Genomic DNA, 20,873 nt, shown 5'->3' with positions numbered 1-20,873 from the left:
AGGAGCGCGGAACGCGCGTCTCGAACCATGAAGGCCCGGATCTCGCCTGCGGCAATCCTTCGAGACGACCGCTACGCGGTCTCCTCAGGATGAGGCAGGAGAGCTTATCGCGCAGAAAGTTGAACTCAGAGCATGCTCGGCAGCACGCGATCCGGCGGCTTGTGCGCGTCGAGGAAGGTGCGGATGTTGATGATCACCTTCTCGCCCATCTCGACGCGGCCCTCGATCGTGGCCGAGCCCATATGCGGCAGCAGCGTCACCTTGCCGGCCTTGGCGAGCCGCACCAGCTTCGGGTTCACCGCGGGCTCGTGCTCGTAGACGTCGAGGCCGGCGCCGCCGATCTCGCCGCCTTCGATCAGCTTGATCAGCGTGTCCTCGTCAGTGACCCCGCCGCGCGCGGTGTTGACGATGTAGGCGTCCTTGCGGATCAGCTTCAGCCGGCGCGCCGACAGCAGATGGTAGGTCGCCGGCGTGTGCGGACAGTTCACCGAGATGATGTCCATTCGAGCCAGCATCTGGTCGAGGCTTTCCCAATAGGTCGCGCCCAGCTCTTCGGCGATCTTCGGCGCCACCGGCCGGCGGTTGTGATAGTGGATCTGCAAGCCGAAGGCGCGGGCGCGGCGTGCGACCGCCTGGCCGATGCGGCCCATGCCGATGATGCCGAGGCGCTTTCCGCCGATGCGATGGCCGAGCATCCAGGTCGGCGACCAGCCCGGCCAGGGTTTTCCTTCCGTCAGGATCGAGGCGCCTTCGATCATCCGCCTGGGCACGGCGAGGATCAGTGCCATGGTCATGTCGGCGGTGTCTTCGGTCAGAACCTTCGGTGTGTTGGTGACGGTGATGCCGCGGGCATGCGCGGCCTCGACATCGATGTTGTCGACGCCGTTGCCGAAATTCGCGATCAGTTTCAGCCTGCAGTCGGGCTGGTTGACGATGTCGGCGGAGATGTGATCGGTCACGGTTGGGACCAGCACATCGGCCGTGCGGGCGGCTTCCGCGATCTGCTCGGGCGACATCGGCGCGTCGTCGAGATTGATCCGCGCGTCGAATAGCTCGCGCATCCGGGTCTCGATCGAGTCCGGAAGCTTGCGCGTCACGACGACGAGGGGCTTTTTCTTCACCGACATGTCCTGCCCTCATGAGGCGTTGCGAGCCGCCTCTGTCGCCAAAGGCCGGCCGTTGAGGCCTCATTAACCCGGTTGTTCGACACTGCAACTGCCGTGTCGTCCCCGGCGTTTCCTTCAAGCTCTCCCGACATTTCCGGCCGGAAAATCGGGACAAACCGGTTGTTCAGATGCCCGTCCTCTCTAGCAGAAGGCCGGGCCAAGACAAGAACCACGGGTAAAGGGCTCGGGAACACCCGCATAGGCGGGTCACAGGGACGGCAGCGGCCTGGTTTTGGAATTTTGGGGCGAGGGCCCGGCTCGGCCGGACCTTCGACAGGAGACGGGTTGATGGCGTTGGGGCGTTTTTGTTCGGTGATGGCGCTCGTTTGCACCTGGTTGAGCGCTTCGGTCAGCCCGGGGCATTCGGCAAAGGACAGCACACCCCAGACTGCCTCGGGCCTCCCGGTGCCGCGCTACGTCAGCCTGAAATCGGATCACGTCAACGTCCGCGCCGGCCCGACCAAGGACAACGACGTCGCCTGGGTCTACACCCGCTCCGGCCTGCCGGTCGAAATCACCGCCGAGTTCGAGAACTGGCGCCGGGTCCGCGATTCCGAGGGCGCCGAGGGCTGGGTCTATCACTCGCTGCTGTCGGGCCGCCGTACCGCCGTCGTCACCATGAAGCACAAGGACGAGCTTGCGCCGATCTATGACCGCGCCGATCCCGACAGCGCGGTGGCCGCAAAGCTCCAGGCCGGCGTCGTCACGCAGGTGAAAAAGTGCACCACAAATTGGTGCCACGTCACCGGCAACGGCTTTGACGGCTGGATTCAGCAGGAGCGCCTCTGGGGCGTCTACTCGGACGAGCAGGTGAACTGACCCAACGGGTCATCCCGGGGCGATGCACAGCATCGAACCCGGGATCTCGAGATTCCGGGCTCGGTGCTGCGTACCGCCCCGGAATGACGGCGTAAAACAATATGGCCGGGAAATCCCGGCCATGAAAATCAAATCAGTGATGTAAGACGATCTCAGCGCTTCTTGCGCAGCCGTACGACCATGTCGATGCGGGCGATCTCGTAACCCGCGGGCACCTCCGGCATCTTGGACAGCGCCAGATGCGGATCCTCGATGTCGACCAGCTCGTGGCTGTTCTCGAGATAATAGTGATGGTGGGTCGTGACGTTGGTGTCGAAATAGGTCTTGGTGCCGTCAACGCTGACCTGACGCAGCAGACCGGCGTCGGTGAGCTGGTTCAGCGTGTTGTAGACGGTGGCCAGTGAGACCGGCACCTTGGCCAACGTCGCTTCCTCGTAAAGCATTTCAGCCGTGAGGTGTCGCGCACCCTTGCCGAACAGGAGCCAGCCGAGCGCCATACGCTGGCGCGTCGGGCGAAGCCCGGCGGATTGGAGCATTTCGTTGACGTCGTGCCACGGGCAACCGGTCAAAGCCGGCTGGCGGCCCGACATAAGAGCCGCCGCGTGAGCCTCGTCGTCGCGATGGGGCGCGTTATTTTCGTTCATTTCCAGCTTCGGGCACGCGTGAACACTGTGATCTCCAACATATATGGAGAGATAGATGCAGATGCAAGTTTCTCGCAACTAGAGTGGTTCTAATTAGCGCGGGAACCGGTCCGGCGGCCCGTCATTTTACCTTCATGAGAGCGCTTTGCTACCCGAAATGGCCTGTGTTAGAGAGCCCGCGGTTCCGCTTAACCGATTTTGGCGCGACCCGGCATTGAAGGCCGTTCGCTATCCATCCGGGGTCCTTCGTTATTCTCGTGTGACAATGGCAACAGCTGTTGCTTTTCGAACAGGATGGGGCCCATTTTCGCCGGAAACGCCGCTCAGTCGGGGTTAGAACACAAAGGCTTCCGCATGCTGAACAGGCGCAACGGTTACGAATATGAAGATCTGCTGGCATGTGCCCGCGGCGAGATGTTCGGCCCTGGCAATGCGCAATTGCCGCTGCCGCCGATGCTCATGTTCGACCGCATTTCGGACATCAGCGAGACCGGCGGCGAATTCGGCAAGGGGGTAGTGCGTGCCGAACTCGACGTGAAGCCCGACCTCTGGTTCTTCGGCTGCCACTTCAAGAACGATCCGGTGATGCCCGGCTGCCTCGGCCTCGATGCGCTGTGGCAAATGGTCGGCTTTTATCTGGGCTGGAGCGGCGGTGAAGGTCGCGGTCGCGCGCTTGGCCTGAACGAGCTGAAGTTCAGCGGCCAGGTGCTGCCGGAGGCCCGCAAGGTTGTGTACAACATCGATATCAAGCGCGTGATGCGTTCAAAGCTGGTGCTCGGTATCGCCGACGGATGGCTTTCGGTCGATGACCAGATTATCTATCGCGCGAAGGATTTGAAGGTCGGCCTGTTCAAGCAGGGCACGAGCCTGGGCTGAGCGCATCACCACGAAGATAACGATTGAGGCGAGGCTGTCATGAGGCGGGTTGTGGTCACCGGGATGGGCATTGTCTCTTCCATCGGAAACAACACCCAGGAAGTGCTTGCGAGCCTTCACGAGGCGAAGTCGGGCATTTCGCGGGCTGAGAAATATGCCGAGCTCGGCTTCCGTTCGCAGGTGCAGGGTGCGCCGACGCTCGATCCCTCGACGGTGGTCGACCGCCGCGCCATGCGTTTCCTCGGTCAGGGCGCGGCGTGGAATCACGTCGCAATGGAACAGGCGATCCAGGATTCCGGTCTTTCGCCTGACGAAATTTCCAATATTCGCACTGGCATCATCATGGGCTCCGGCGGCCCGTCTGCGCGCACCATCGTCGAAGCCGCCGACATCACCCGCACCAAGGGACCAAAGCGTGTCGGGCCGTTTGCAGTGCCGAAGGCGATGTCCTCCACGGCCTCCGCGACGCTTGCAACCTGGTTCAAGATCAAGGGCGTGAACTATTCGATTTCGTCGGCCTGCGCCACGTCGAACCATTGCGTCGGCAACGCCTATGAGACGATCCAGATCGGCAAGCAGGACGTCATCTTCGCCGGCGGCTGCGAGGAGCTGGACTGGTCGCTGTCGGTGCTGTTCGACGCCATGGGCGCGATGTCGTCGAAGTACAACGACACGCCCTCCACGGCCTCGCGTCCCTACGACGTCAACCGCGACGGCTTCGTGATTGCCGGCGGCGCCGGCGTGCTGGTGCTGGAAGAGCTCGAGCATGCCAAGGCGCGCGGCGCGCGCATTTACGGCGAGATCGTCGGCTACGGCGCGACATCCGACGGCTACGACATGGTCGCACCATCAGGCGAGGGCGCCGAGCGCTGCATGCGCATGGCGATGTCGACCGTGAAGACCAAGGTCGACTATATCAATCCGCACGCGACATCGACGCCGGCCGGCGATCCGCCGGAGATCGACGCGCTCCGCAGGGTGTTCGGAAGCGGCGAGAAGTGCCCGCCGATCTCGGCGACCAAGGCGCTGACCGGCCACTCCCTGGGCGCAACCGGCGTGCAGGAAGCGATCTATTCGCTGCTGATGATGAACAATGGTTTCATCTGCGAGAGCGCCCACATCCAGGAGCTCGACCCCGCGTTCGCCGACATGCCGATCGTGCGCAAGCGCATCGACAACGTCAAGATCGGCACCGTGCTGTCGAACTCCTTCGGCTTCGGCGGCACCAACGCCACGCTGGTGTTCAGCCGGCTGGATGCGTGAGGTCCTTGCGGACGCGCTGGTAATTTTCTCGTCATGGCCGGGCTTGTCCCGGCCATCCACGTCTTTGCTCACGTCTTGGCCTCCGGCTTCGAAGGGCGTGGATGCCCGGGACAAGCCCGGGCATGACGAAAGCGGAAAGTGAAAGGTGACCGTGAAATGGAAGGTTTGATGAAAGGCAAGCGCGGTCTGATCATGGGCATCGCCAATGATCATTCGATCGCCTGGGGCATGGCGAAGACGCTGCATGCCCATGGCGCCGAGCTTGCCTTCACCTTCCAGGGCGAGGCCTTGGGCAAGCGCGTCAAGCCGTTGGCGGAGCAGCTTGGCGTCGACATGGTGCTGCCCTGCGACGTCGAGGACATCGCCAGCGTCGATGCCACCTTCGATGTGCTCCGCGAAAAATGGGGCAAGCTCGACTTCGTCATCCACGCGATCGGCTTCGCCGACAAGAACGAGCTCAAGGGCCGCTACGCCGACACCAGCCGCGAGAATTTTTCGCGCACCATGGTGATCTCCTGCTTCTCCTTCACGGAAGTGGCAAAACGCGCCGCCGAGCTGATGACGGAGGGCGGCAGCATGATCACGCTGACCTTCGGCGCTTCGGAACGCGCGATGCCGAACTACAACGTGATGGGCGTGGCCAAGGCGGCGCTGGAAGCCTCGGTGCGCTATCTCGCCTCCGACTTCGGACCGCGCGGCATCCGCGTCAACGCGATCTCCGCCGGCCCGATCCGCACGCTCGCCGGCTCCGGCATCGGCGAGGCGCGCGCGATGTTCGCCTTCATGCAAAAGCATTCCCCGCTCCGCCGCGGCGTCACGCTCGACGAGCTCGGCGGCTCGGCGCTGTATCTGTTGTCGGATCTCTCCGGCGGCGTGACCGGCGAGATCCACTATGTCGATAGCGGCTACAACATCGTCCTGATGCCGAGGCCGGATGATATGAAGACGGATGACTGAAGTGTGAGCATGACCTTTTCGGAAAACCGCTGCACACTTTTCCGGATCATGCTCTAACCGGCCGCGATCTGCTCCGCGCGCGCTGGAACGCCGGCCGTGCCATGCAGCGGGTGAGATAGGCCTCGAAGGCCGGGCGCGACGGCACCATCTTGAACAGGCGCACCGCGAAGTTCAGGCCCGAGCCGATCGTGATGTCGGCGGCGGAAAATTCCTCCCCGAGGACCCACGGCCCCTTGGCAAGCGCGGCTTCCAGCACGTCGAAGACCTGCGTTGCGCTGCCCCAGGCCGCGGTCGATGTCGGGATCTCGATCTTCGTGAAGATCTGGATGATGGCGGGTTCGATGCAGCCCGGCGAGAAGAACAGCCATTGCAGGTAACGCGCACGGCGCGGGTCCGTCACGGCTGGGGCTAGCCTGGTCTCGGGATAGCGATCGGCAATGTAGGCGCAGATGGCGGCGGCTTCGCCGAGCGCGGCATCGCCGTCGGTCAGCGCCGGAATCTTGCCCATCGGATTGACCTTCAGGTAGTCCGGCGCCTTCTGTGCGCCGGTCGAGATGTCCGTCAGCACGCGCTCATACGGCAGGCCACTCTCTTCCATCAGCCAGAGCGTCGTGAATGAGCGCGAACGGGGCGACCAATAGAGCTTGATCATGGAAGCGGACCTTTCATCGGTGGCAGCCGAACAGCGCGCAATTTCATGGCGCGTCCGCAGCGAATCCGCAATGCACTACGCCAGGTATGGAATGCTCCGGCTCAATCTTCCTTGAGATAGCCGGGGAGTCCGCGGTCGAGCCTGTCTGCGACGAGTGTTCGTGTCCTCTCGCGCAGCGTCGCGTTGGCTGAAGCTGCCGCGGGCGGCTCGGGGAACAGCGAGTTGTCGAGCTTGGTGAGCGGGTCTTCGGTCAGCCGCAGACTTGCGGCGAAGTTCGCGCCGAAATTCACAAAGGGGCGCTTGATTTCCTCATAGCTTCTGCCGTCGATCAGGTTGATCGAGATGTTGGCGAACAAATGCGAATGCCGGATCAGATTTCCGAGCCCCTGATTGAATGTGCCGATGCCGTTTAACATCAGGCGGGTGCCCGGCAGTTCTCCCTTGTACGTGGTCGCAACCAGATAGCGAGCGCAGCTCCCGTTCGGAGTGATGCCGCGCACGATCGCTGGCAGGCGTTCGTTGGGATCGGGAATGAATCGCGATTTCGGATTGTAGAAGGGTTCGAAGGCCCCCTTGGGGTAGGCGATCCTGCGAACACCGGGATCGCCACCCGTTGCGGCTTTAACCCGCGCAAACACGAGATCGTCGAGACCCCAGTCGATGGGAATCTCGGTCTCCTCGCTCTCGAAAATGGTCAGCCCGAATTTCTGGACGGAATAGCGCTCGCCAATCACCGAGATCACGCCAAGCCGGCACGGGCCGCTCTCGACCGCGACCGGCTGCTTCGCCACCGGTTTGGCCTTCGGCGCGGCCTTCTTGGCAGCTGGTTTTGCCGGTGCGGGAGATGCGGTGGTTGCGGAAGGGGTTTGCGCTACTGCCGGAGCCAGAAAGGACAGCAGGACGAGCAATGAGGCAGCAGATCGAAACATGGATTCCAGGGGAGCAGCGGCAGGAGGACATCGGAGATGCCACACTAAGTTGGGATCGTGACAACCGCAAGATGCATCAGAAGATCGTTGTCTATGCGGAGGGCCGCTGCCGCTTCCATCTATAATACTTCATCACGAACCCGTTCGAGGGCTCGACCGCTTGCTTCTCGAACACAAAGCCCTCGCGCTCGTACCAGCGCCAGGCTTTCTCGTTCTCGCGGACGCAGCGCAGATACATCTCGTCCGGCATTTGCGTGCGCGTGAAGGCGAGCAATTGGCGGCCGAGCGATTGGCCCTGATAGGCGGGCGCGACGAACAGCATGTCGAGATAGAGTTTTGGCAAATGCAGCGCCAGCATTGCGGCGATCGTGCCGTCGTCGTCGGCGACGAACAGGCTCCAACCGTCCTCGATCTCGCGCCGGACGCGTGCACGCAGGTTTGCGAGCAGGAATTCACTCGTCTCGCCGAGCCCGGTCGAGACCCAGCTCTCCATCCAGACGCGGCCGATCTCGTCGTATTCGTCCGCGCGGGCCGGGCGGATGATGGGATGCGACATCGAGGGCTCAAATCGGCTTGCTGCGCACGGATGGGCGCGCGCGCACCTTGCCCGCCGACAGGCACACCACCTCGGAGATTTGCAGGAGTTGCCGCGCCAGCGGGCTGGTCTTGCGCCAGACCATGCCGATGGTGCGTGACGGCTGCGGGTCGCGGAAGCGCGCGAGCGAGACCGAAGCCGATCGCGTCTCCACCGACACGGCCATCTCTGGGATCAAGGTGACGCCGATGCCGGCGCTGACCATCTGGACCAGCGTCGACAGCGAATTGGCATCCAGCATCTCGCGCGGCGGCGCCGATTGCATGTTGCAGAATGACAGCGCCTGATCGCGGAAGCAGTGCCCCTCTTCGAGCAGCAGCAGCCGCATCTCGCGCATCATCTCCCGCGACGGTGCCGGCGTTCCCTCATCTGCGCTCGGCCGCACCAGCAGGAATTTTTCCTCGAACAAGGCGACCTCGGTGAGCGAGGGCTCGGACACCGGCAACGCAACGATGGCGGTATCGAGCCGGCCTTCCACCAGTTCCTGGATCAGCCGCGGCGTCATCGTCTCGCGCACGCGGATGTCGAGCTCCGGATGCATGCGCGTCAAATTCTTGGTGATCGTCGGCAGCAGATAGGGCGCGATCGTCGGAATCATGCCGATGCGCAGCCGTCCGGAGAACCGGTCCTGCGAGGCGCGGGCGAAATCGCCGAGTTCGTCGACCGAGCGCAAAATGTCGCGGACGCGCTGCGCGAGCTCCTCGCCAAATCGGGTCAGCGCCACCTGCCGAGCGCTGCGCTCCAGCAGCAGGCCGCCGAGCGCCTCCTCCAGCTCCTTGATCTGCATTGACAGGGCCGGCTGCGAGATCGAACAGGACTCAGCCGCGCGGCCGAAATGACTGTGACGCGCCAGGGCGTCGAAATACCGGAGCTGGCGCAGCGTGAGATTTAGCATCAGAAAATCTTATCGCTGCGATCATTAAAGTCAACTTCCCCTGATCGAACGTGAAGCCTAGAGTGCTTCTACCTGGTCAATGGCGCGAGTTCGACGCCACCAGAGGAGGTATTCATGGACGACACTTCAAAGTGCCCGTTTTCGGGTGGAAAACGTGTGCCGGCGAACCGCGATTGGTGGCCGACCCAGCTCAGCATCGAGATGCTGCACAAGAATTCGGCCAAGTCCGACCCGATGGACAAGGACTTCGACTACACCAAGGAATTCAAGTCGCTCGACCTGAACGCGGTCATCAAGGACCTGACCGCTCTGATGACCGAATCGCAGGAATGGTGGCCCGCTGACTTCGGTCACTACGGCGGCCTCATGATCCGCATGGCTTGGCACAGCGCGGGCACCTACCGCATCACCGACGGTCGCGGTGGCGCCGGCGCCGGACAGCAGCGTTTCGCGCCGCTCAACAGCTGGCCCGACAACGCCAATCTCGACAAGGCACGCCGTCTGCTCTGGCCGATCAAGCAGAAATACGGCCGCAAGATTTCCTGGGCCGATCTGATGGTGCTGGCCGGCAACGTCGCGCTGGAGTCGATGGGCTTCAAGACCTTCGGCTTCGCCGGTGGCCGCGCCGACGTGTGGGAGCCGGAAGAGCTCTATTGGGGTCCCGAAGGCACGTGGCTGGGCGATGAGCGCTACAGCGGCGAACGTCAGCTCGCCGAGCCGCTCGGCGCGGTGCAGATGGGCCTCATCTACGTCAATCCGGAAGGCCCGAACGGCAAGCCGGATCCGATCGCCGCGGCAAAGGACATCCGCGAGACGTTCGCCCGCATGGCGATGAACGACGAGGAAACCGTCGCGCTGATCGCCGGCGGCCACACCTTCGGCAAGACCCATGGTGCCGGCGATCCGTCGCTGGTCGGACCGGAGCCGGAAGCGGGCGCGCTCGAGGATCAGGGCCTCGGCTGGAAGAGCAAGCACGCTTCGGGCATTGGCGGCGATTCCATCACCAGCGGCCTCGAGGTGACCTGGACGACGACACCGACGAAGTGGAGCAACAACTTCTTCGAGAACCTGTTCAAGTACGAATGGGAGCTGACGAAGAGCCCGGGCGGTGCGCAGCAGTGGACGGCCAAGGGCGCCGAGGCGATCATTCCCGACGCCTTCGACAAGTCCAAGAAGCATCGGCCGACGATGCTGACGACCGATCTGTCGCTGCGTATGGATCCGGCCTATGAGAAGATCTCGCGCCGCTTCCTGGAGAATCCGGACCAGTTTGCGGACGCCTTTGCCCGCGCTTGGTTCAAGCTCACCCATCGCGACATGGGCCCGGTCCAACGCTATCTCGGCCCCTTGGTGCCGAAGGAAACGCTGATCTGGCAGGATCCGATCCCGGCCGTGAATCACGAGCTCGCCAGCGAGCAGGATATCGCCTCGCTGAAGACCAAGATCCTTGCCTCGGGTCTGTCGGTGTCGGAGCTGGTCTCGACCGCCTGGGCGTCGGCCTCGACGTTCCGCGGCTCGGACAAGCGCGGCGGCGCCAATGGCGCGCGCATCCGCCTCGCCCCGCAGAAGGATTGGGAAGTGAACGAGCCGGCTCAGCTCTCGAAGGTTCTGGGCAAGCTCGAAGCGATCCAGAAGGACTTCAACGCGTCATCCGGTGCGAAGAAGGTCTCGCTGGCGGACCTCATCGTGCTCGGCGGCACCGCCGCGGTCGAGAAGGCCGCCAAGGATGCCGGCGTCGACGTCAAGGTCGGCTTCACGCCGGGCCGCATGGATGCCTCGCAGGAGCAGACCGACGCCGCTTCGTTTGCTCCGCTGGAGCCGCGGGCCGATGGCTTCCGCAACTTCATCGGCAAGCGGCAGCAGTTCATGATGCCCGAGGAAGCTCTGGTCGATCGTGCGCAGCTGCTCCGGCTTACCGGTCCGGAGATGACGGTGCTCGTCGGCGGTCTGCGCGTACTCGGTGCCAATGCGAACGGTTCGAAGAACGGCGTCCTCACCTCGAAGGTGGGAACGCTGAGCAACGACTTCTTCGTCAACCTGCTCGACATGAGCACGCAGTGGACGCCGGCCGGCACCGACGGCACCTATGAGGCCCGCGACCGCAAGACCAACGCGGTCAAGTGGACCGGCACGCGCGTCGACCTGATCTTCGGCGCACACTCGCAGCTTCGCGCATACGCGGAGGTCTATGCCACGTCGGATTCCAAGGAGCAGTTCGTCAAGGACTTCGCCAAGGCCTGGACCAAGGTGATGAACCTCGACCGCTACGACATCGCGGCTTGAGGTGTTTGACCTCTCCCGCTTGCGGGTGAGGGCTCTCTCCTCATTGGGAGTCTCTCTGCGGAAGCAACCCTCTCCCCGACCCTCTCCCGCAAGCGGGAGAGGGAGCGCAGATCGGCCGGAGCGGGCACAAACGAACACAAACAAAAAGGGCGGCCGCGAGGCCGCCCTTCGTGTTTCTGGCAGGTAGCGAGATTTACTCGCCGGCTGCTTCGCGCGCGGGCTGCTGGCTCTCGCCCTTGCCCTCGAGGTCTTCGCCGGTCTCCTGGTCGACCACCTTCATCGACAGGCGGGTCTTGCCGCGGTCGTCGAAGCCGAGCAGCTTGACCTTGACCTTGTCGCCTTCCTTGACGACGTCGGAGGTCTTCTGCACGCGCGCCGAGGCGAGCTGGCTGATGTGGACGAGACCGTCCTTGGAACCGAAGAAGTTCACGAAAGCGCCGAACTCCATCACCTTGACGACGGTGCCGTCATAGATCTGGCCGACTTCCGGATCGGAGGCGATCGACTTGATCCACTTGATCGCGGCCTTCATGGCCTCGCCGTCGTTGGAGGCGACCTTCACGGTGCCGTCGTCCTCGATGTTGACCTTGGCGCCGGTCTTCTCGACGATCTCGCGGATCACCTTGCCACCGGTGCCGATCACTTCGCGGATCTTGTCGGTGGCGATCTTGAAGGTCTCGATGCGCGGCGCGTATTCGCCGAGCTCGGCACGGGCGTTGGTCAGCGCCTTCGACATCTCGCCGAGGATGTAGATACGCCCATCCTTGGCCTGGCCGAGCGCGACCTTCATGATCTCTTCGGTGATGCCCTCGATCTTGATGTCCATCTGGAGCGAGGTGATGCCCTGCTCGGTACCGGCGACCTTGAAGTCCATGTCGCCGAGATGGTCCTCGTCACCGAGGATGTCCGAGAGAACCGCGAAGCGCTTGTCTTCGAGGATCAGCCCCATCGCGATGCCCGCGGTCGGCCGCTTCAACGGCACGCCGGCGTCCATCAGCGCGAGCGAGGCGCCGCAGACCGAAGCCATCGACGAGGAGCCGTTGGATTCGGTGATCTCCGATACCACGCGCGTGGTGTAGGGGAATTCGTGGTGCGGCGGCAGCACCGGGTGGATCGCGCGCCACGCGAGCTTGCCGTGGCCGATCTCGCGGCGCTTGGTGCCGCCGAGGCGGCCGGTCTCACCGACCGAGTAGGGAGGGAAGTTGTAGTGCAGCAGGAACGTCTCTTTGTACGTTCCCGACAGCGCGTCGATGTACTGCTCGTCCTCGCCGGTGCCGAGCGTGGTCACGACCAGCGCCTGGGTCTCGCCGCGGGTGAACAGGGCCGAGCCGTGGGCGCGGGGCAGCACGCCGACTTCGGCGACGATGTTGCGCACGGTCTTGGAATCGCGGCCGTCGATGCGCTTGCCGGTGTCGAGGATGTTCCAGCGAACGATCTTGGCTTCGAGCTCCTTGAACACGCCGCCGATGCGCAGCTTGTCGTATTTCGGCTCCTGGCCTTCCGGGAAGTAGTGCGCGATCACCTTTTCCTTGACCTTGCCGACCGCGGCGTAGCGATCCTGCTTGACCGGAATGGCGTAGGCGGCGCGCAGTTCCTGCTCGACCATGCCGAGCATTTCCTTTTCGAGCGCCGAATTGTCGATCGTGGTGACCTCGCGCGGCTCCTTCGCGGCCTTTTCGGCGAGCTCGATGATCGCGTTGATCACCGGCTGGAAGTGGCGGTGACCGAACATCACGGCGCCGAGCATGATCTCTTCGTTCAGCTCCTTGGCTTCCGATTCGACCATCAGCACGGCGTCTGCGGTGCCGGCGACGACGAGGTCGAGCTGGGTGTCGACCATCTCGTCGAGCGTCGGGTTGAGGATGAACTCGTCATTGGCGAAGCCGACGCGCGCGGCGCCGATCGGGCCCTTGAAGGGAGCGCCCGACAGGGTCAGCGCAGCCGACGAGGCCACCAGCGCGACGATATCGGGATCGTTCTCCATGTCGTGCGAGAGCACGGTGACGATCACCTGGGTCTCGTTGCGCCAGCCGTCGACGAACAGCGGACGGATCGGGCGGTCGATCAGGCGGGAGACCAGCGTTTCCTTCTCGGTCGGACGACCTTCGCGCTTGAAATAGCCGCCGGGAATGCGGCCGGCTGCGTAGGTCTTCTCCTGGTAGTCGACGGTCAGCGGCAGGAAGTCGACGCCTTCGCGCGGTGACTTCGCGGCAACGACGGTGGCGAGCACCACGGTCTCGCCGTAGGTCGCGACGACGGCGCCGTCGGCCTGGCGGGCGATCTTGCCGGTTTCGAGCTTGAGAGGGCGTCCACCCCAGTCGATCTCGACTGAATGCTTATTGAACATAGAGGTCTTCTTTCATGGGTTCTCGAAAGAAGGACGGGTCGAAAAACAAAAACCATGCGCAAGATTGCGGGACGTTGATCGAAGCGGGCGATCAGCGTCCTGCGATCCTGCCATGGTTTTTGGATTTCGGATGGCGTCCATCCCTTCGGGTCATACGGGCGCCTTGCCCGTTGTGCCCAGCCGCCGGATTGCTGCTGGACTGTCAGTCGGCACGAACGCGAACACCGAAGCGCGGTGTTCGCCCATCATGCCCGGATGCTCGCCGTCAACGGCTCGCATCCGACGCGCACGCAGCCTCGACGAAAAACCTTTAAACAAACGCTTTCGTTCGAAATCACGCGCGAAAACGCGCGCCGGTTGGCGCGCGCAAGAACTCTTAACGACGAATGTTGTGCTTCTCGAGCAGCGCCTTGTAACGCGCCTCGTCCTTCTTCTTCACATAGTCGAGGAGCGAGCGGCGGGTCGAGACCAGCTTCAAGAGGCCGCGACGCGAATGGTTGTCCTTCACGTGGGTCTTGAAATGGTTGGTGAGGTTGGCGATGCGTTCCGACAGGATCGCGACCTGAACCTCTGGCGAGCCGGTATCGCCGGCCTTGTTGGCATTCGTCTTGATGACTTCCGCTTTGCGTTCTGCGGCAATCGACATCGGTCAATTTCTCTCGTTGCGATCGGCGCTGGCAGTCAGGCCGGTCAGGTTGAACACACGCTTGGGGATGATTTCGCCATTGCCGACTTCGGCAAGCGCGAGAAGCCGGCCTGCCACCGTGACATAGACTGTGCCGCTACAAGTGGGCGCATCCCGTCCGCGCAACAAAACGGCTTGGCCCCGATGGAGCCTTGCCGCATCAGCCCGAGTGACGGCCAGTGCCGGGATGTCGTCCAGCGCGGTCTCAACGGGCATAAGCGCGTCGGCGAGGCTACCCTCGCCGGACGCGGCTCTATCGCACAAAGCCTCCAACTGATCCAGCGGAATCATGTCGTTCTCGCCAAATGGGCCGACCAGGGTCCGCCGCAGCGCGCAGATATGGCCGTAAGTGCCGAGAATCCGGCCCATATCGCGGGCCAGCGCGCGGACATAGGTGCCCTTGCCGCACTCGGCCTCGAACACGGCCCGGTCACTATCCGGTTGATCTACAAGGCTTAAACGGTGAATCTCGACGGGGCGGGGGGCCAGTTCCACGATCTCGCCGTCGCGGGCGAGGTCGTAGGCGCGCTCGCCCTGGACCTTGATCGCGGAATAGCGCGGCGGGATCTGCTGGATTACCCCGGTGAAACGGGGCAGCAGGGCCTCGATGGCCTCCCGGGTCGGGCGCTGGTCCGAGGTTGCGGTCGCCCGGCCCTCGATGTCGTCGGTGTCGCGCTCCTCGCCCCAGCACACCGTGAACCGGTAGCGCTTGCGGCCGTCCATGACGAAGGGGACGGTCTTGGTGGCCTCACCGAGCGCGATCGGCAGGCCGCCGGAGGCGAGCGGATCGAGCGTGCCGGCATGGCCGGCGCGCTTGGCGTTGAACAGGCGCTTGAGCACGGCAACAGCCTGCGTCGAGGTCATGCCGATCGGCTTGTCGAGCACGACCCAGCCATGGACGTCGCGGCGATCGCGGCGCGGCTGGTTGCCCTTCTGCTTGTTGGCGCGCGGATCGTTGTTGACGCGGCGCGGCTCCTGGTGCGGCTGAGAATTGCCGCTCACATCCGCAAAATTATTTTTCTGCACGTCGAGCTGATCGGCCTCTTCGCCGCCGATCGTGCCGTGAGCCGGGTCCATCGTCATCGTTCTTCTTCCCGATCCGTATCCGGATCCTGTTCCAGGTCCTTCTGCACCGCGGGTGTTCGCAAAAGCTTCTCGATCCGTTCCGCTTCGTCGAATCGTTCGTCGACGCGGAAGCGAAGGTCAGGTGCAAATTTCAGGTTAACGCGCCGCGCGACCTCGCCGCGCAGGAATTTCTTGTTGCGCTCGAGCGCAGCGAGGACGACCTCGGTGTCGCGGCCACCGAGCGGCATCACGTAGACTGTCGCGAGCTTCAGGTCGGGCGACATCCGCACCTCCGGCACGGTGATGATGTGGCCTTCGAGGTCAGCATCATGCACGCTGCCTTGCGCCAGAATCTCGGCTATCGCATGGCGAACCTGCTCGCCGACCCGCAACTGACGTTGCGAGCCGCCGGACGCGGAACTCTTTTTCTGATGATGGCGGGGCATGGTCTGAAAATCACCTCGTCATGCCCGCTTTTGGGACACGGGCATTGTCATTTGTCTTGCTGAAACGAAGAGGGGTGGATGGCCGGAAAAAATCCGGCCATCGCACTCCCGCAATTCAGTTCAAAAAAGATCCAGGCGCTTCGGTAAGATTTGGACTTACAGGGAGCGCTGGATCGTCTCCACGCGGTAACACTCGATGACGTCACCGGCGCGCATGTCGTGATAGTTCTCGAAGGCCATGCCGCATTCCTGGCCGGACTGGACTTCCTTCACTTCGTCCTTGAAGCGCTTCAGCGTCGACAGCTTGCCTTCGTGCACGACGACGTTGTCGCGGATCAGACGCACATTGGCGCCACGTTCCACGGTGCCGTCGGTGACGCGGCAGCCAGCGACCTTGCCGACCTTGGAGATGTTGAAGATCTCCAGGATCGCGGCATTGCCGAGCATGGTTTCCCGCAGGGTCGGCGCGAGCAGGCCGCTCATGGCCTTCTTCACGTCGTCCACGAGGTCGTAGATGATGTTGTAGTAGCGGATCTCGATGCCGTTGCGCTTGGCGGCCGCAGCGGCCTCCTTGTTCGCACGAACCGAGAAGCCGATGATCGCGGCGTTGAAGCCTTCCGCGAGCGTCACGTCCGATTCCGAGATGCCGCCGACACCGGCATGCAGGATACGCGCGGCGACTTCGTCGGTGCCGAGCTTCTCCAGCGAGCCGAGGATCGCTTCCAGCGAGCCCTGCACGTCGGCCTTGATGATCAGCGGGAATTCCTTGCGGCCCGCCGTCTTCAGCTGCGACATCATCTGCTCGAGCGAGCCGCGCATGCCGGAGATCGAGGCAGCCGCGTTCTCGCGCTTCTGGTGCGCGCGGTAGCTGGTGACCTGGCGGGCGCGGGCTTCGTTCTCGACCACGGCGAGACGATCGCCGGCTTCCGGCGGACCGTTGAAGCCGAGCACCTCGACCGGCACTGACGGACCTGCCTCCTGCACCGTCTCGCCCTGATCCGAGATCAGCGCGCGGACGCGGCCCATTTCAGCGCCGGCGACGATGATGTCACCGACACGGAGCGTGCCGCGCTGGACCAGAACGGTCGCGACCGGACCGCGGCCACGATCGAGCTTGGCTTCGATCACGGTGCCTTCGGCCGGGCGATCCGAATTGGTCTTGAGGTCGAGGATGTCGGCCTGGAGCGCGATCATCTCGAGCAGCTTGTCGAGATTGGTCTTGTTCTTCGCCGACACTTCGACGTCGACGACTTCGCCGCCGAAGGATTCCACCTGCACCTCGTGCTGGAGCAGCTCGGTGCGCACGCGCTCGGGCTTGGCGTCGGGCTTGTCGATCTTGTTGATCGCAACAATGATCGGCACCCGCGCCGCCTTGGCGTGGTTGATGGCTTCGATCGTCTGCGGCATCACGCCGTCGTCGGCCGCAACCACCAGCACGACAATGTCGGTGACCTTGGCGCCGCGGGCGCGCATCGCGGTGAACGCGGCGTGGCCGGGCGTGTCGATGAAGGTGATCTTCTTGCCGCTTTCGGGCGACAGCACCTGATAGGCGCCGATATGCTGGGTGATGCCGCCGGCTTCGCCGGAGACGACATTGGCATGACGGAGCGCGTCGAGCAGCGAGGTCTTGCCGTGGTCGACGTGACCCATCACGGTCACCACCGGCGAGCGCGGCTCGGTGTCGGTGGAATCGTCGATGGCGTCGAACAGGCCTTCTTCAACGTCGGACGCGGCAACGCGCTTGACGGTGTGACCAAGCTCCTCGGCGATCAGTTGCGCAGTGTCGGCATCGATCACGTCGGTGATCTTGTGGATCGCGCCCTGCTTCATCAGCATGCGGATGATTTCCACCGCGCGCTCCGACATGCGGTTGGCGAGCTCCTGGATGGTGATCGCTTCCGGAATGACCACCTCGCGGATGAGCTTTTCCTTCGGCTCGTTCGCGGCATGGCCCTTCAGGCGCTGGGTGCGGCGGCGGAACGAGGCGATCGAGCGCTCGCGGACGTCGTCGGCATTGAAGGCGGTGACGACCGTCAGGCGGCCGCGCTCCTTCTGCGGGCCGGGCTTGTGGGTGGGCTTGGGAGCGACCACAGGCCGCGCAGCGCCGCCGGGGCCGCGACGGATCTGGCGCGGACCTTCGTCCTCGTCCGGTCCGGCTGCGACAGCGGGGGCGCGGCCCACCGGGCCTCCCGGCCGCTGTGTGGTCGTTCCGGGCCGCGCGGTCGTTGTTCCCGGGCGTGCCGTGGTGGTTGTGCCGGGTCGCGCCATCGGCGCGCCGGGGCGCGCTGCAGGAGCGGCCGAGGTCGCCGTTGCGGGGCGCGCCGCGGATTGCGGCTGCTCGCCTTCGCCAAAACGCTTCTTGGCCTCGGTTTCGGCCTTCCGCTTGGCTTCCTCTTCGTGGCGGTGACGCTCCTCTTCGGCCTTGCGGCGGGCTTCGGCGGCCTCGCGATCGGCACGCTCGGCGCTTTCGCGGACCGCGCGGCGCTGGGCCTCTTCCTCGGCATGGCGGCGCTCTTCGACTTCGCGCACCTTGGCATCGGCCAGCGCGCTGGCGCGGGCGGAACGTTCGTCTTCGGTCAGCGTGCGCAGCACCACGCCGGAGCCGGCGTTGCGCGGCGGCGCGGGGCGGGCCGGAGCAGGCTTGGGCGCGGCGGCGGCCGGCGCGGGCTTCGCCACCTCGGCCACCTGCGGCTCGGGGCTGCCGTCGACACGGCGCTTGCCACGCTTCTCGACCACGACCTGCTTGCTACGGCCATGACTGAAGCTCTGGCGCACGGTGCCCGTTTCGACGCGCGGCTTGAGCGATAGCGTCTTGCTCGGAACGCTCAGCTTCTTGTCGCCAGGGGTCTTGGTATCAACCATTAAGCAGTCCTAATCCTGATCTTGTTGTCTTGTGCGTTGCCGCACCGTGCTATCGGGTGGTCGTTGTCTCTCAGAAATCCTGGCCGGGCTTTTCGGCAGTCCTGTCAGCGTCCGCCATCCGGTATCGGACCAGCATCTGGCTACGTGACAGGAATGACTTGCTCGCCGGGCCCGCGAGCAGGGCAGCATGTATCACATTTGACCGGGTAAGTGCCAAATCCAATTCTGTCGATTTTAGTGCGGTGACGACGGGAATCGGCGGCTTGGCGCCGCGATTTCCCTCATTTTGACGCGCCAGCATGTCCAATTTGCGGATTCCGTCCGCGGCCCCGTCGCTGGCATGGATCAGGACCTCGACCGTACCTTCCCGAAGCGCGCTTTCGACCTTGCCGAAACCGGCGACGATCTGGCGCGCCTTGGCCGCAATCCCAAGGGCTTCGACCACGCTCCGGACCAGGAGCGCCTCGATCTCGGCGGGAAGCGTCTGAGGGATGCGCAGCTCGCGCTTGAAGGCTTTGGTAAAATGGTGACGCCGAACGGCTTCCGCAACCACCTCGCGCGAGGCGGTGACCCACATGCCGCGTCCGGGCAGCTTGCGCTTGAGATCGGGAACTATGTGCCCTTGGGGCGAGACGACGAAGCGGATCAGCTCGTCGATCGGCCGGACCTCGCGGCTGACCGCACACATCCGCATGGTCGCGGACCTTTCGGTCCGCGGTCCATGGTCGAGTTCGGGGTCAGTATCGGCGAGCATCCGGGTGACATCCTCCTTCGCCCTAAGCCGGCTGATCTTCGGTCGCCTCGGCCTCTTCAGCGGGCTTGGCGAGATCGGCCTCGGTAATCCAGCCGGCCTTGACGCGGGCCTGCATGATCATCGCTTCAGCATCGTCACGCGAGATATCGAGGCCATCGAGCGCACCCGGATATTTGGTCTGTTCGCCGCCTTCCTTGCGCTCGGTCCAGCCGACCAGATCGTCCGTGGCGCAGCCTGCGAGATCGTCGACCGTCTTGATGTCGTTCTCGCCGAACTTCACCAGCATCTTCGAGGTGACGCCGGGCACGTCCTTGACGGCGTCCTCGACCCCGAGCTCCTTGCGCCTGGCCTCGAGCTCGGCTTCCAGCTGTTCGAGATATTCACGGGCGCGGTTCTGGAGCTCCTGCGCGGTCTCCTCGTCGAAACCTTCGATGCCGGCGAGTTCCTTGACGTCCACCATCGCGAGTTCCTCGACCGACGTGAAGCCTTCCGACGCCAGCAATTGGCCGACCACTTCGTCGACATTGAGAGATTCCATGAAGACGCGGGTGGAGTTCTCGAAATCGGCCTGGCGGCGCTCCGATTCCTCCTGCTCGGTCAGGATGTCGATGTCCCAGCCGGTGAGCTGCGAGGCCAGTCGCACATTCTGGCCGCGGCGGCCGATCGCCAGCGAGAGCTGGTTGTTGGTGTCGGGCACGACGACCTCGATGCGCTCGCGGTCTTCGTCGATGACGACCTTGGAGACTTCGGCCGGCGCCAGCGCGTTGACCACGAAGGTCGCGATGTCGGGCGACCAGGGGATGATGTCGATCTTCTCGCCCTGCAATTCGTTCACCACCGCCTGCACGCGCGAACCGCGCATACCGACGCAGGCGCCGACCGGATCGACCGAGGAATCACGGGAAATCACGCCGATTTTCGCGCGCGAGCCTGGATCGCGGGCAACCGCCTTGATCTCGACGATGCCGTCATAGATCTCGGGCACTTCCTGCGCGAACAGTTTGGCCATGAACTGCGGATGGGTGCGGGAGAGGAAGATCTGCGGCCCGCGGGTCTCGCGGCGGACGTCGAAGATGTAGGCGCGGACGCGGTCGCCGTTGCGGAACACTTCGCGCGGTAGCATCTCGTCGCGGCGGATGATGGCCTCGCCGCGGCCGAGATCGACGATGACGCTGCCGTATTCGACGCGCTTGACGACGCCGTTGACGATGTCGCCGATGCGGTCCTTGAATTCCATATATTGCCGGTCGCGCTCGGCTTCGCGCACCTTTTGCACGATCACCTGCTTGGCCGACTGCGCGGCGATGCGGCCATATTCCAGCGGCGGCAGGGTGTCGGCGATGGTGTCGCCGACCTGGGCACCGGGATTGGCGCGCTGCGCATCCACCAGCGAGATCTGGTTGGAATGGTTTTCGACCGTCTCGACCACCAGCATGTGGCGCGACAGCCGAAGCTCGCCCTTCTTCGGGTCGATCTCGGCGTGAACGTCGGTCTCGCTGCCGTAACGGGCCCGCGCCGCCTTGGCGATGGCATCCTCCATCGCCGCGATGACGATGCCGCGGTCGATCGATTTCTCGCGCGCAACGGCGTCGGCGATCTGAAGCAATTCAAGTCGATTGGCGCTGACTGCCATGG

The 20,873-nt window shown here is 63.9% G+C and carries 18 protein-coding genes; 5 read left to right on the top strand and 13 right to left on the bottom strand.

Going from position 1 to position 20,873, the window contains the following annotated elements:
* Positions 1-125: 125 nt before the first annotated feature.
* A complete protein-coding gene (locus ABIB90_RS04230) occupies positions 126-1,127 on the bottom strand; it encodes a 2-hydroxyacid dehydrogenase (protein ID WP_007598360.1) in 1,002 nt (333 codons plus the stop codon).
* 327 nt (positions 1,128-1,454) lie between these two features.
* Between ABIB90_RS04230 and ABIB90_RS04225 the strand changes: the two genes are divergently transcribed.
* A complete protein-coding gene (locus ABIB90_RS04225) occupies positions 1,455-1,985 on the top strand; it encodes an SH3 domain-containing protein (protein ID WP_007598358.1) in 531 nt (176 codons plus the stop codon).
* 152 nt (positions 1,986-2,137) lie between these two features.
* Here the strand turns inward: ABIB90_RS04225 and irrA are convergent, their stop codons facing one another.
* Positions 2,138-2,629 (bottom strand): iron response transcriptional regulator IrrA, encoded by a 492-nt coding sequence (gene irrA / locus ABIB90_RS04220; protein WP_007598357.1) that lies wholly within the window; start codon positions 2,627-2,629, stop codon positions 2,138-2,140.
* A gap of 354 nt (positions 2,630-2,983) precedes the next feature.
* Between irrA and fabA the strand changes: the two genes are divergently transcribed.
* The 3 genes from fabA (at position 2,984) to fabI (ending at position 5,725) form a co-directional block, all read left to right on the top strand.
* Positions 2,984-3,505, top strand: a complete 522-nt coding sequence (fabA, locus tag ABIB90_RS04215) for a bifunctional 3-hydroxydecanoyl-ACP dehydratase/trans-2-decenoyl-ACP isomerase (protein WP_007598355.1) — start codon at positions 2,984-2,986, stop codon at positions 3,503-3,505.
* Between the two features lie 39 nt (positions 3,506-3,544).
* Complete coding sequence (gene fabB / locus ABIB90_RS04210) at positions 3,545-4,768, top strand: beta-ketoacyl-ACP synthase I (RefSeq protein ID WP_219678846.1); 1,224 nt, start codon at positions 3,545-3,547, stop codon at positions 4,766-4,768.
* Positions 4,769-4,924: 156 nt separating this feature from the next.
* Positions 4,925-5,725 carry an enoyl-ACP reductase FabI gene (gene fabI, locus ABIB90_RS04205; protein WP_354200276.1) on the top strand — a complete coding sequence of 267 codons (801 nt, stop codon included), beginning with the start codon at positions 4,925-4,927 and terminating at the stop codon, positions 5,723-5,725.
* A 46-nt stretch (positions 5,726-5,771) separates the two neighbouring features.
* On the opposite strand, the gene ABIB90_RS04200 is transcribed toward fabI, so the two are convergent.
* The 4 genes from ABIB90_RS04200 to ABIB90_RS04185 all read right to left on the bottom strand — a co-directional run bounded on the left by ABIB90_RS04200 (position 5,772) and on the right by ABIB90_RS04185 (position 8,796).
* Entirely contained in the window at positions 5,772-6,377 is a 606-nt protein-coding gene (locus tag ABIB90_RS04200; RefSeq protein WP_354200275.1) for a glutathione S-transferase family protein, read from the bottom strand.
* Between the two features lie 101 nt (positions 6,378-6,478).
* On the bottom strand, positions 6,479-7,306 hold the full coding sequence (locus ABIB90_RS04195; protein WP_354127080.1) for a hypothetical protein: 828 nt from the start codon (positions 7,304-7,306) through the stop codon (positions 6,479-6,481).
* A gap of 91 nt (positions 7,307-7,397) precedes the next feature.
* Positions 7,398-7,862, bottom strand: a complete 465-nt coding sequence (locus tag ABIB90_RS04190) for a GNAT family N-acetyltransferase (RefSeq protein ID WP_354200274.1) — start codon at positions 7,860-7,862, stop codon at positions 7,398-7,400.
* Positions 7,863-7,869: 7 nt separating this feature from the next.
* Entirely contained in the window at positions 7,870-8,796 is a 927-nt protein-coding gene (locus tag ABIB90_RS04185; protein ID WP_027514694.1) for a hydrogen peroxide-inducible genes activator, read from the bottom strand.
* A gap of 114 nt (positions 8,797-8,910) precedes the next feature.
* On the opposite strand from ABIB90_RS04185, the gene katG reads away from it, so the two are divergent.
* Positions 8,911-11,079 carry a catalase/peroxidase HPI gene (gene katG / locus ABIB90_RS04180; RefSeq protein ID WP_354200273.1) on the top strand — a complete coding sequence of 723 codons (2,169 nt, stop codon included), beginning with the start codon at positions 8,911-8,913 and terminating at the stop codon, positions 11,077-11,079.
* A 193-nt stretch (positions 11,080-11,272) separates the two neighbouring features.
* Here katG and pnp read toward each other — a convergent pair whose 3' ends face one another.
* The 7 genes from pnp to nusA all read right to left on the bottom strand — a co-directional run bounded on the left by pnp (position 11,273) and on the right by nusA (position 20,871).
* Positions 11,273-13,426 carry a polyribonucleotide nucleotidyltransferase gene (pnp, locus tag ABIB90_RS04175; RefSeq protein WP_007598347.1) on the bottom strand — a complete coding sequence of 718 codons (2,154 nt, stop codon included), beginning with the start codon at positions 13,424-13,426 and terminating at the stop codon, positions 11,273-11,275.
* A gap of 376 nt (positions 13,427-13,802) precedes the next feature.
* Positions 13,803-14,072 (bottom strand): 30S ribosomal protein S15, encoded by a 270-nt coding sequence (gene rpsO, locus ABIB90_RS04170; RefSeq protein WP_007598346.1) that lies wholly within the window; start codon positions 14,070-14,072, stop codon positions 13,803-13,805.
* Positions 14,073-14,075: 3 nt separating this feature from the next.
* A complete protein-coding gene (truB, locus tag ABIB90_RS04165) occupies positions 14,076-15,194 on the bottom strand; it encodes a tRNA pseudouridine(55) synthase TruB (protein ID WP_007598345.1) in 1,119 nt (372 codons plus the stop codon).
* The gene (gene rbfA, locus ABIB90_RS04160) at positions 15,191-15,622 is read right to left on the bottom strand and encodes a 30S ribosome-binding factor RbfA (RefSeq protein ID WP_007598344.1); all 432 of its coding nucleotides are present in this window, start codon (positions 15,620-15,622) and stop codon (positions 15,191-15,193) included. Before rbfA ends, truB begins: the two co-directional genes overlap by 4 nt.
* A 156-nt stretch (positions 15,623-15,778) precedes the next feature.
* Positions 15,779-18,484 (bottom strand): translation initiation factor IF-2, encoded by a 2,706-nt coding sequence (gene infB / locus ABIB90_RS04155; RefSeq protein WP_219678861.1) that lies wholly within the window; start codon positions 18,482-18,484, stop codon positions 15,779-15,781.
* 70 nt (positions 18,485-18,554) lie between these two features.
* Entirely contained in the window at positions 18,555-19,238 is a 684-nt protein-coding gene (locus ABIB90_RS04150; RefSeq protein ID WP_007598339.1) for an RNA-binding protein, read from the bottom strand.
* 22 nt (positions 19,239-19,260) lie between these two features.
* Entirely contained in the window at positions 19,261-20,871 is a 1,611-nt protein-coding gene (gene nusA / locus ABIB90_RS04145) for a transcription termination factor NusA (RefSeq protein ID WP_007598336.1), read from the bottom strand.
* Between the last annotated feature and the right edge of the window lie 2 nt (positions 20,872-20,873).

This window comes from Bradyrhizobium sp. JR4.1 (assembly GCF_040548605.1).
Taxonomy (GTDB): domain Bacteria; phylum Pseudomonadota; class Alphaproteobacteria; order Rhizobiales; family Xanthobacteraceae; genus Bradyrhizobium; species Bradyrhizobium canariense.
The sequence above is the reverse complement of the archived record's forward strand: the minus strand, read 5'-3'. Positions and strand labels throughout refer to the sequence as shown.

What these genes read in the sequence shown, in the direction of transcription:
- ABIB90_RS04230 (WP_007598360.1), bottom strand. Translation starts at nt 1,127, where the DNA reads ATGTCGGTGAAGAAAAAGCCCCTCGTCGTCGTGACGCGCAAGCTTCCG.
- ABIB90_RS04225 (WP_007598358.1), top strand. Translation starts at nt 1,455, where the DNA reads ATGGCGTTGGGGCGTTTTTGTTCGGTGATGGCGCTCGTTTGCACCTGG.
- irrA (WP_007598357.1), bottom strand. Translation starts at nt 2,629, where the DNA reads ATGAACGAAAATAACGCGCCCCATCGCGACGACGAGGCTCACGCGGCG.
- fabA (WP_007598355.1), top strand. Translation starts at nt 2,984, where the DNA reads ATGCTGAACAGGCGCAACGGTTACGAATATGAAGATCTGCTGGCATGT.
- fabB (WP_219678846.1), top strand. Translation starts at nt 3,545, where the DNA reads ATGAGGCGGGTTGTGGTCACCGGGATGGGCATTGTCTCTTCCATCGGA.
- fabI (WP_354200276.1), top strand. Translation starts at nt 4,925, where the DNA reads ATGGAAGGTTTGATGAAAGGCAAGCGCGGTCTGATCATGGGCATCGCC.
- ABIB90_RS04200 (WP_354200275.1), bottom strand. Translation starts at nt 6,377, where the DNA reads ATGATCAAGCTCTATTGGTCGCCCCGTTCGCGCTCATTCACGACGCTC.
- ABIB90_RS04195 (WP_354127080.1), bottom strand. Translation starts at nt 7,306, where the DNA reads ATGTTTCGATCTGCTGCCTCATTGCTCGTCCTGCTGTCCTTTCTGGCT.
- ABIB90_RS04190 (WP_354200274.1), bottom strand. Translation starts at nt 7,862, where the DNA reads ATGTCGCATCCCATCATCCGCCCGGCCCGCGCGGACGAATACGACGAG.
- ABIB90_RS04185 (WP_027514694.1), bottom strand. Translation starts at nt 8,796, where the DNA reads ATGCTAAATCTCACGCTGCGCCAGCTCCGGTATTTCGACGCCCTGGCG.
- katG (WP_354200273.1), top strand. Translation starts at nt 8,911, where the DNA reads ATGGACGACACTTCAAAGTGCCCGTTTTCGGGTGGAAAACGTGTGCCG.
- pnp (WP_007598347.1), bottom strand. Translation starts at nt 13,426, where the DNA reads ATGTTCAATAAGCATTCAGTCGAGATCGACTGGGGTGGACGCCCTCTC.
- rpsO (WP_007598346.1), bottom strand. Translation starts at nt 14,072, where the DNA reads ATGTCGATTGCCGCAGAACGCAAAGCGGAAGTCATCAAGACGAATGCC.
- truB (WP_007598345.1), bottom strand. Translation starts at nt 15,194, where the DNA reads ATGACGATGGACCCGGCTCACGGCACGATCGGCGGCGAAGAGGCCGAT.
- rbfA (WP_007598344.1), bottom strand. Translation starts at nt 15,622, where the DNA reads ATGCCCCGCCATCATCAGAAAAAGAGTTCCGCGTCCGGCGGCTCGCAA.
- infB (WP_219678861.1), bottom strand. Translation starts at nt 18,484, where the DNA reads ATGGTTGATACCAAGACCCCTGGCGACAAGAAGCTGAGCGTTCCGAGC.
- ABIB90_RS04150 (WP_007598339.1), bottom strand. Translation starts at nt 19,238, where the DNA reads ATGCTCGCCGATACTGACCCCGAACTCGACCATGGACCGCGGACCGAA.
- nusA (WP_007598336.1), bottom strand. Translation starts at nt 20,871, where the DNA reads ATGGCAGTCAGCGCCAATCGACTTGAATTGCTTCAGATCGCCGACGCC.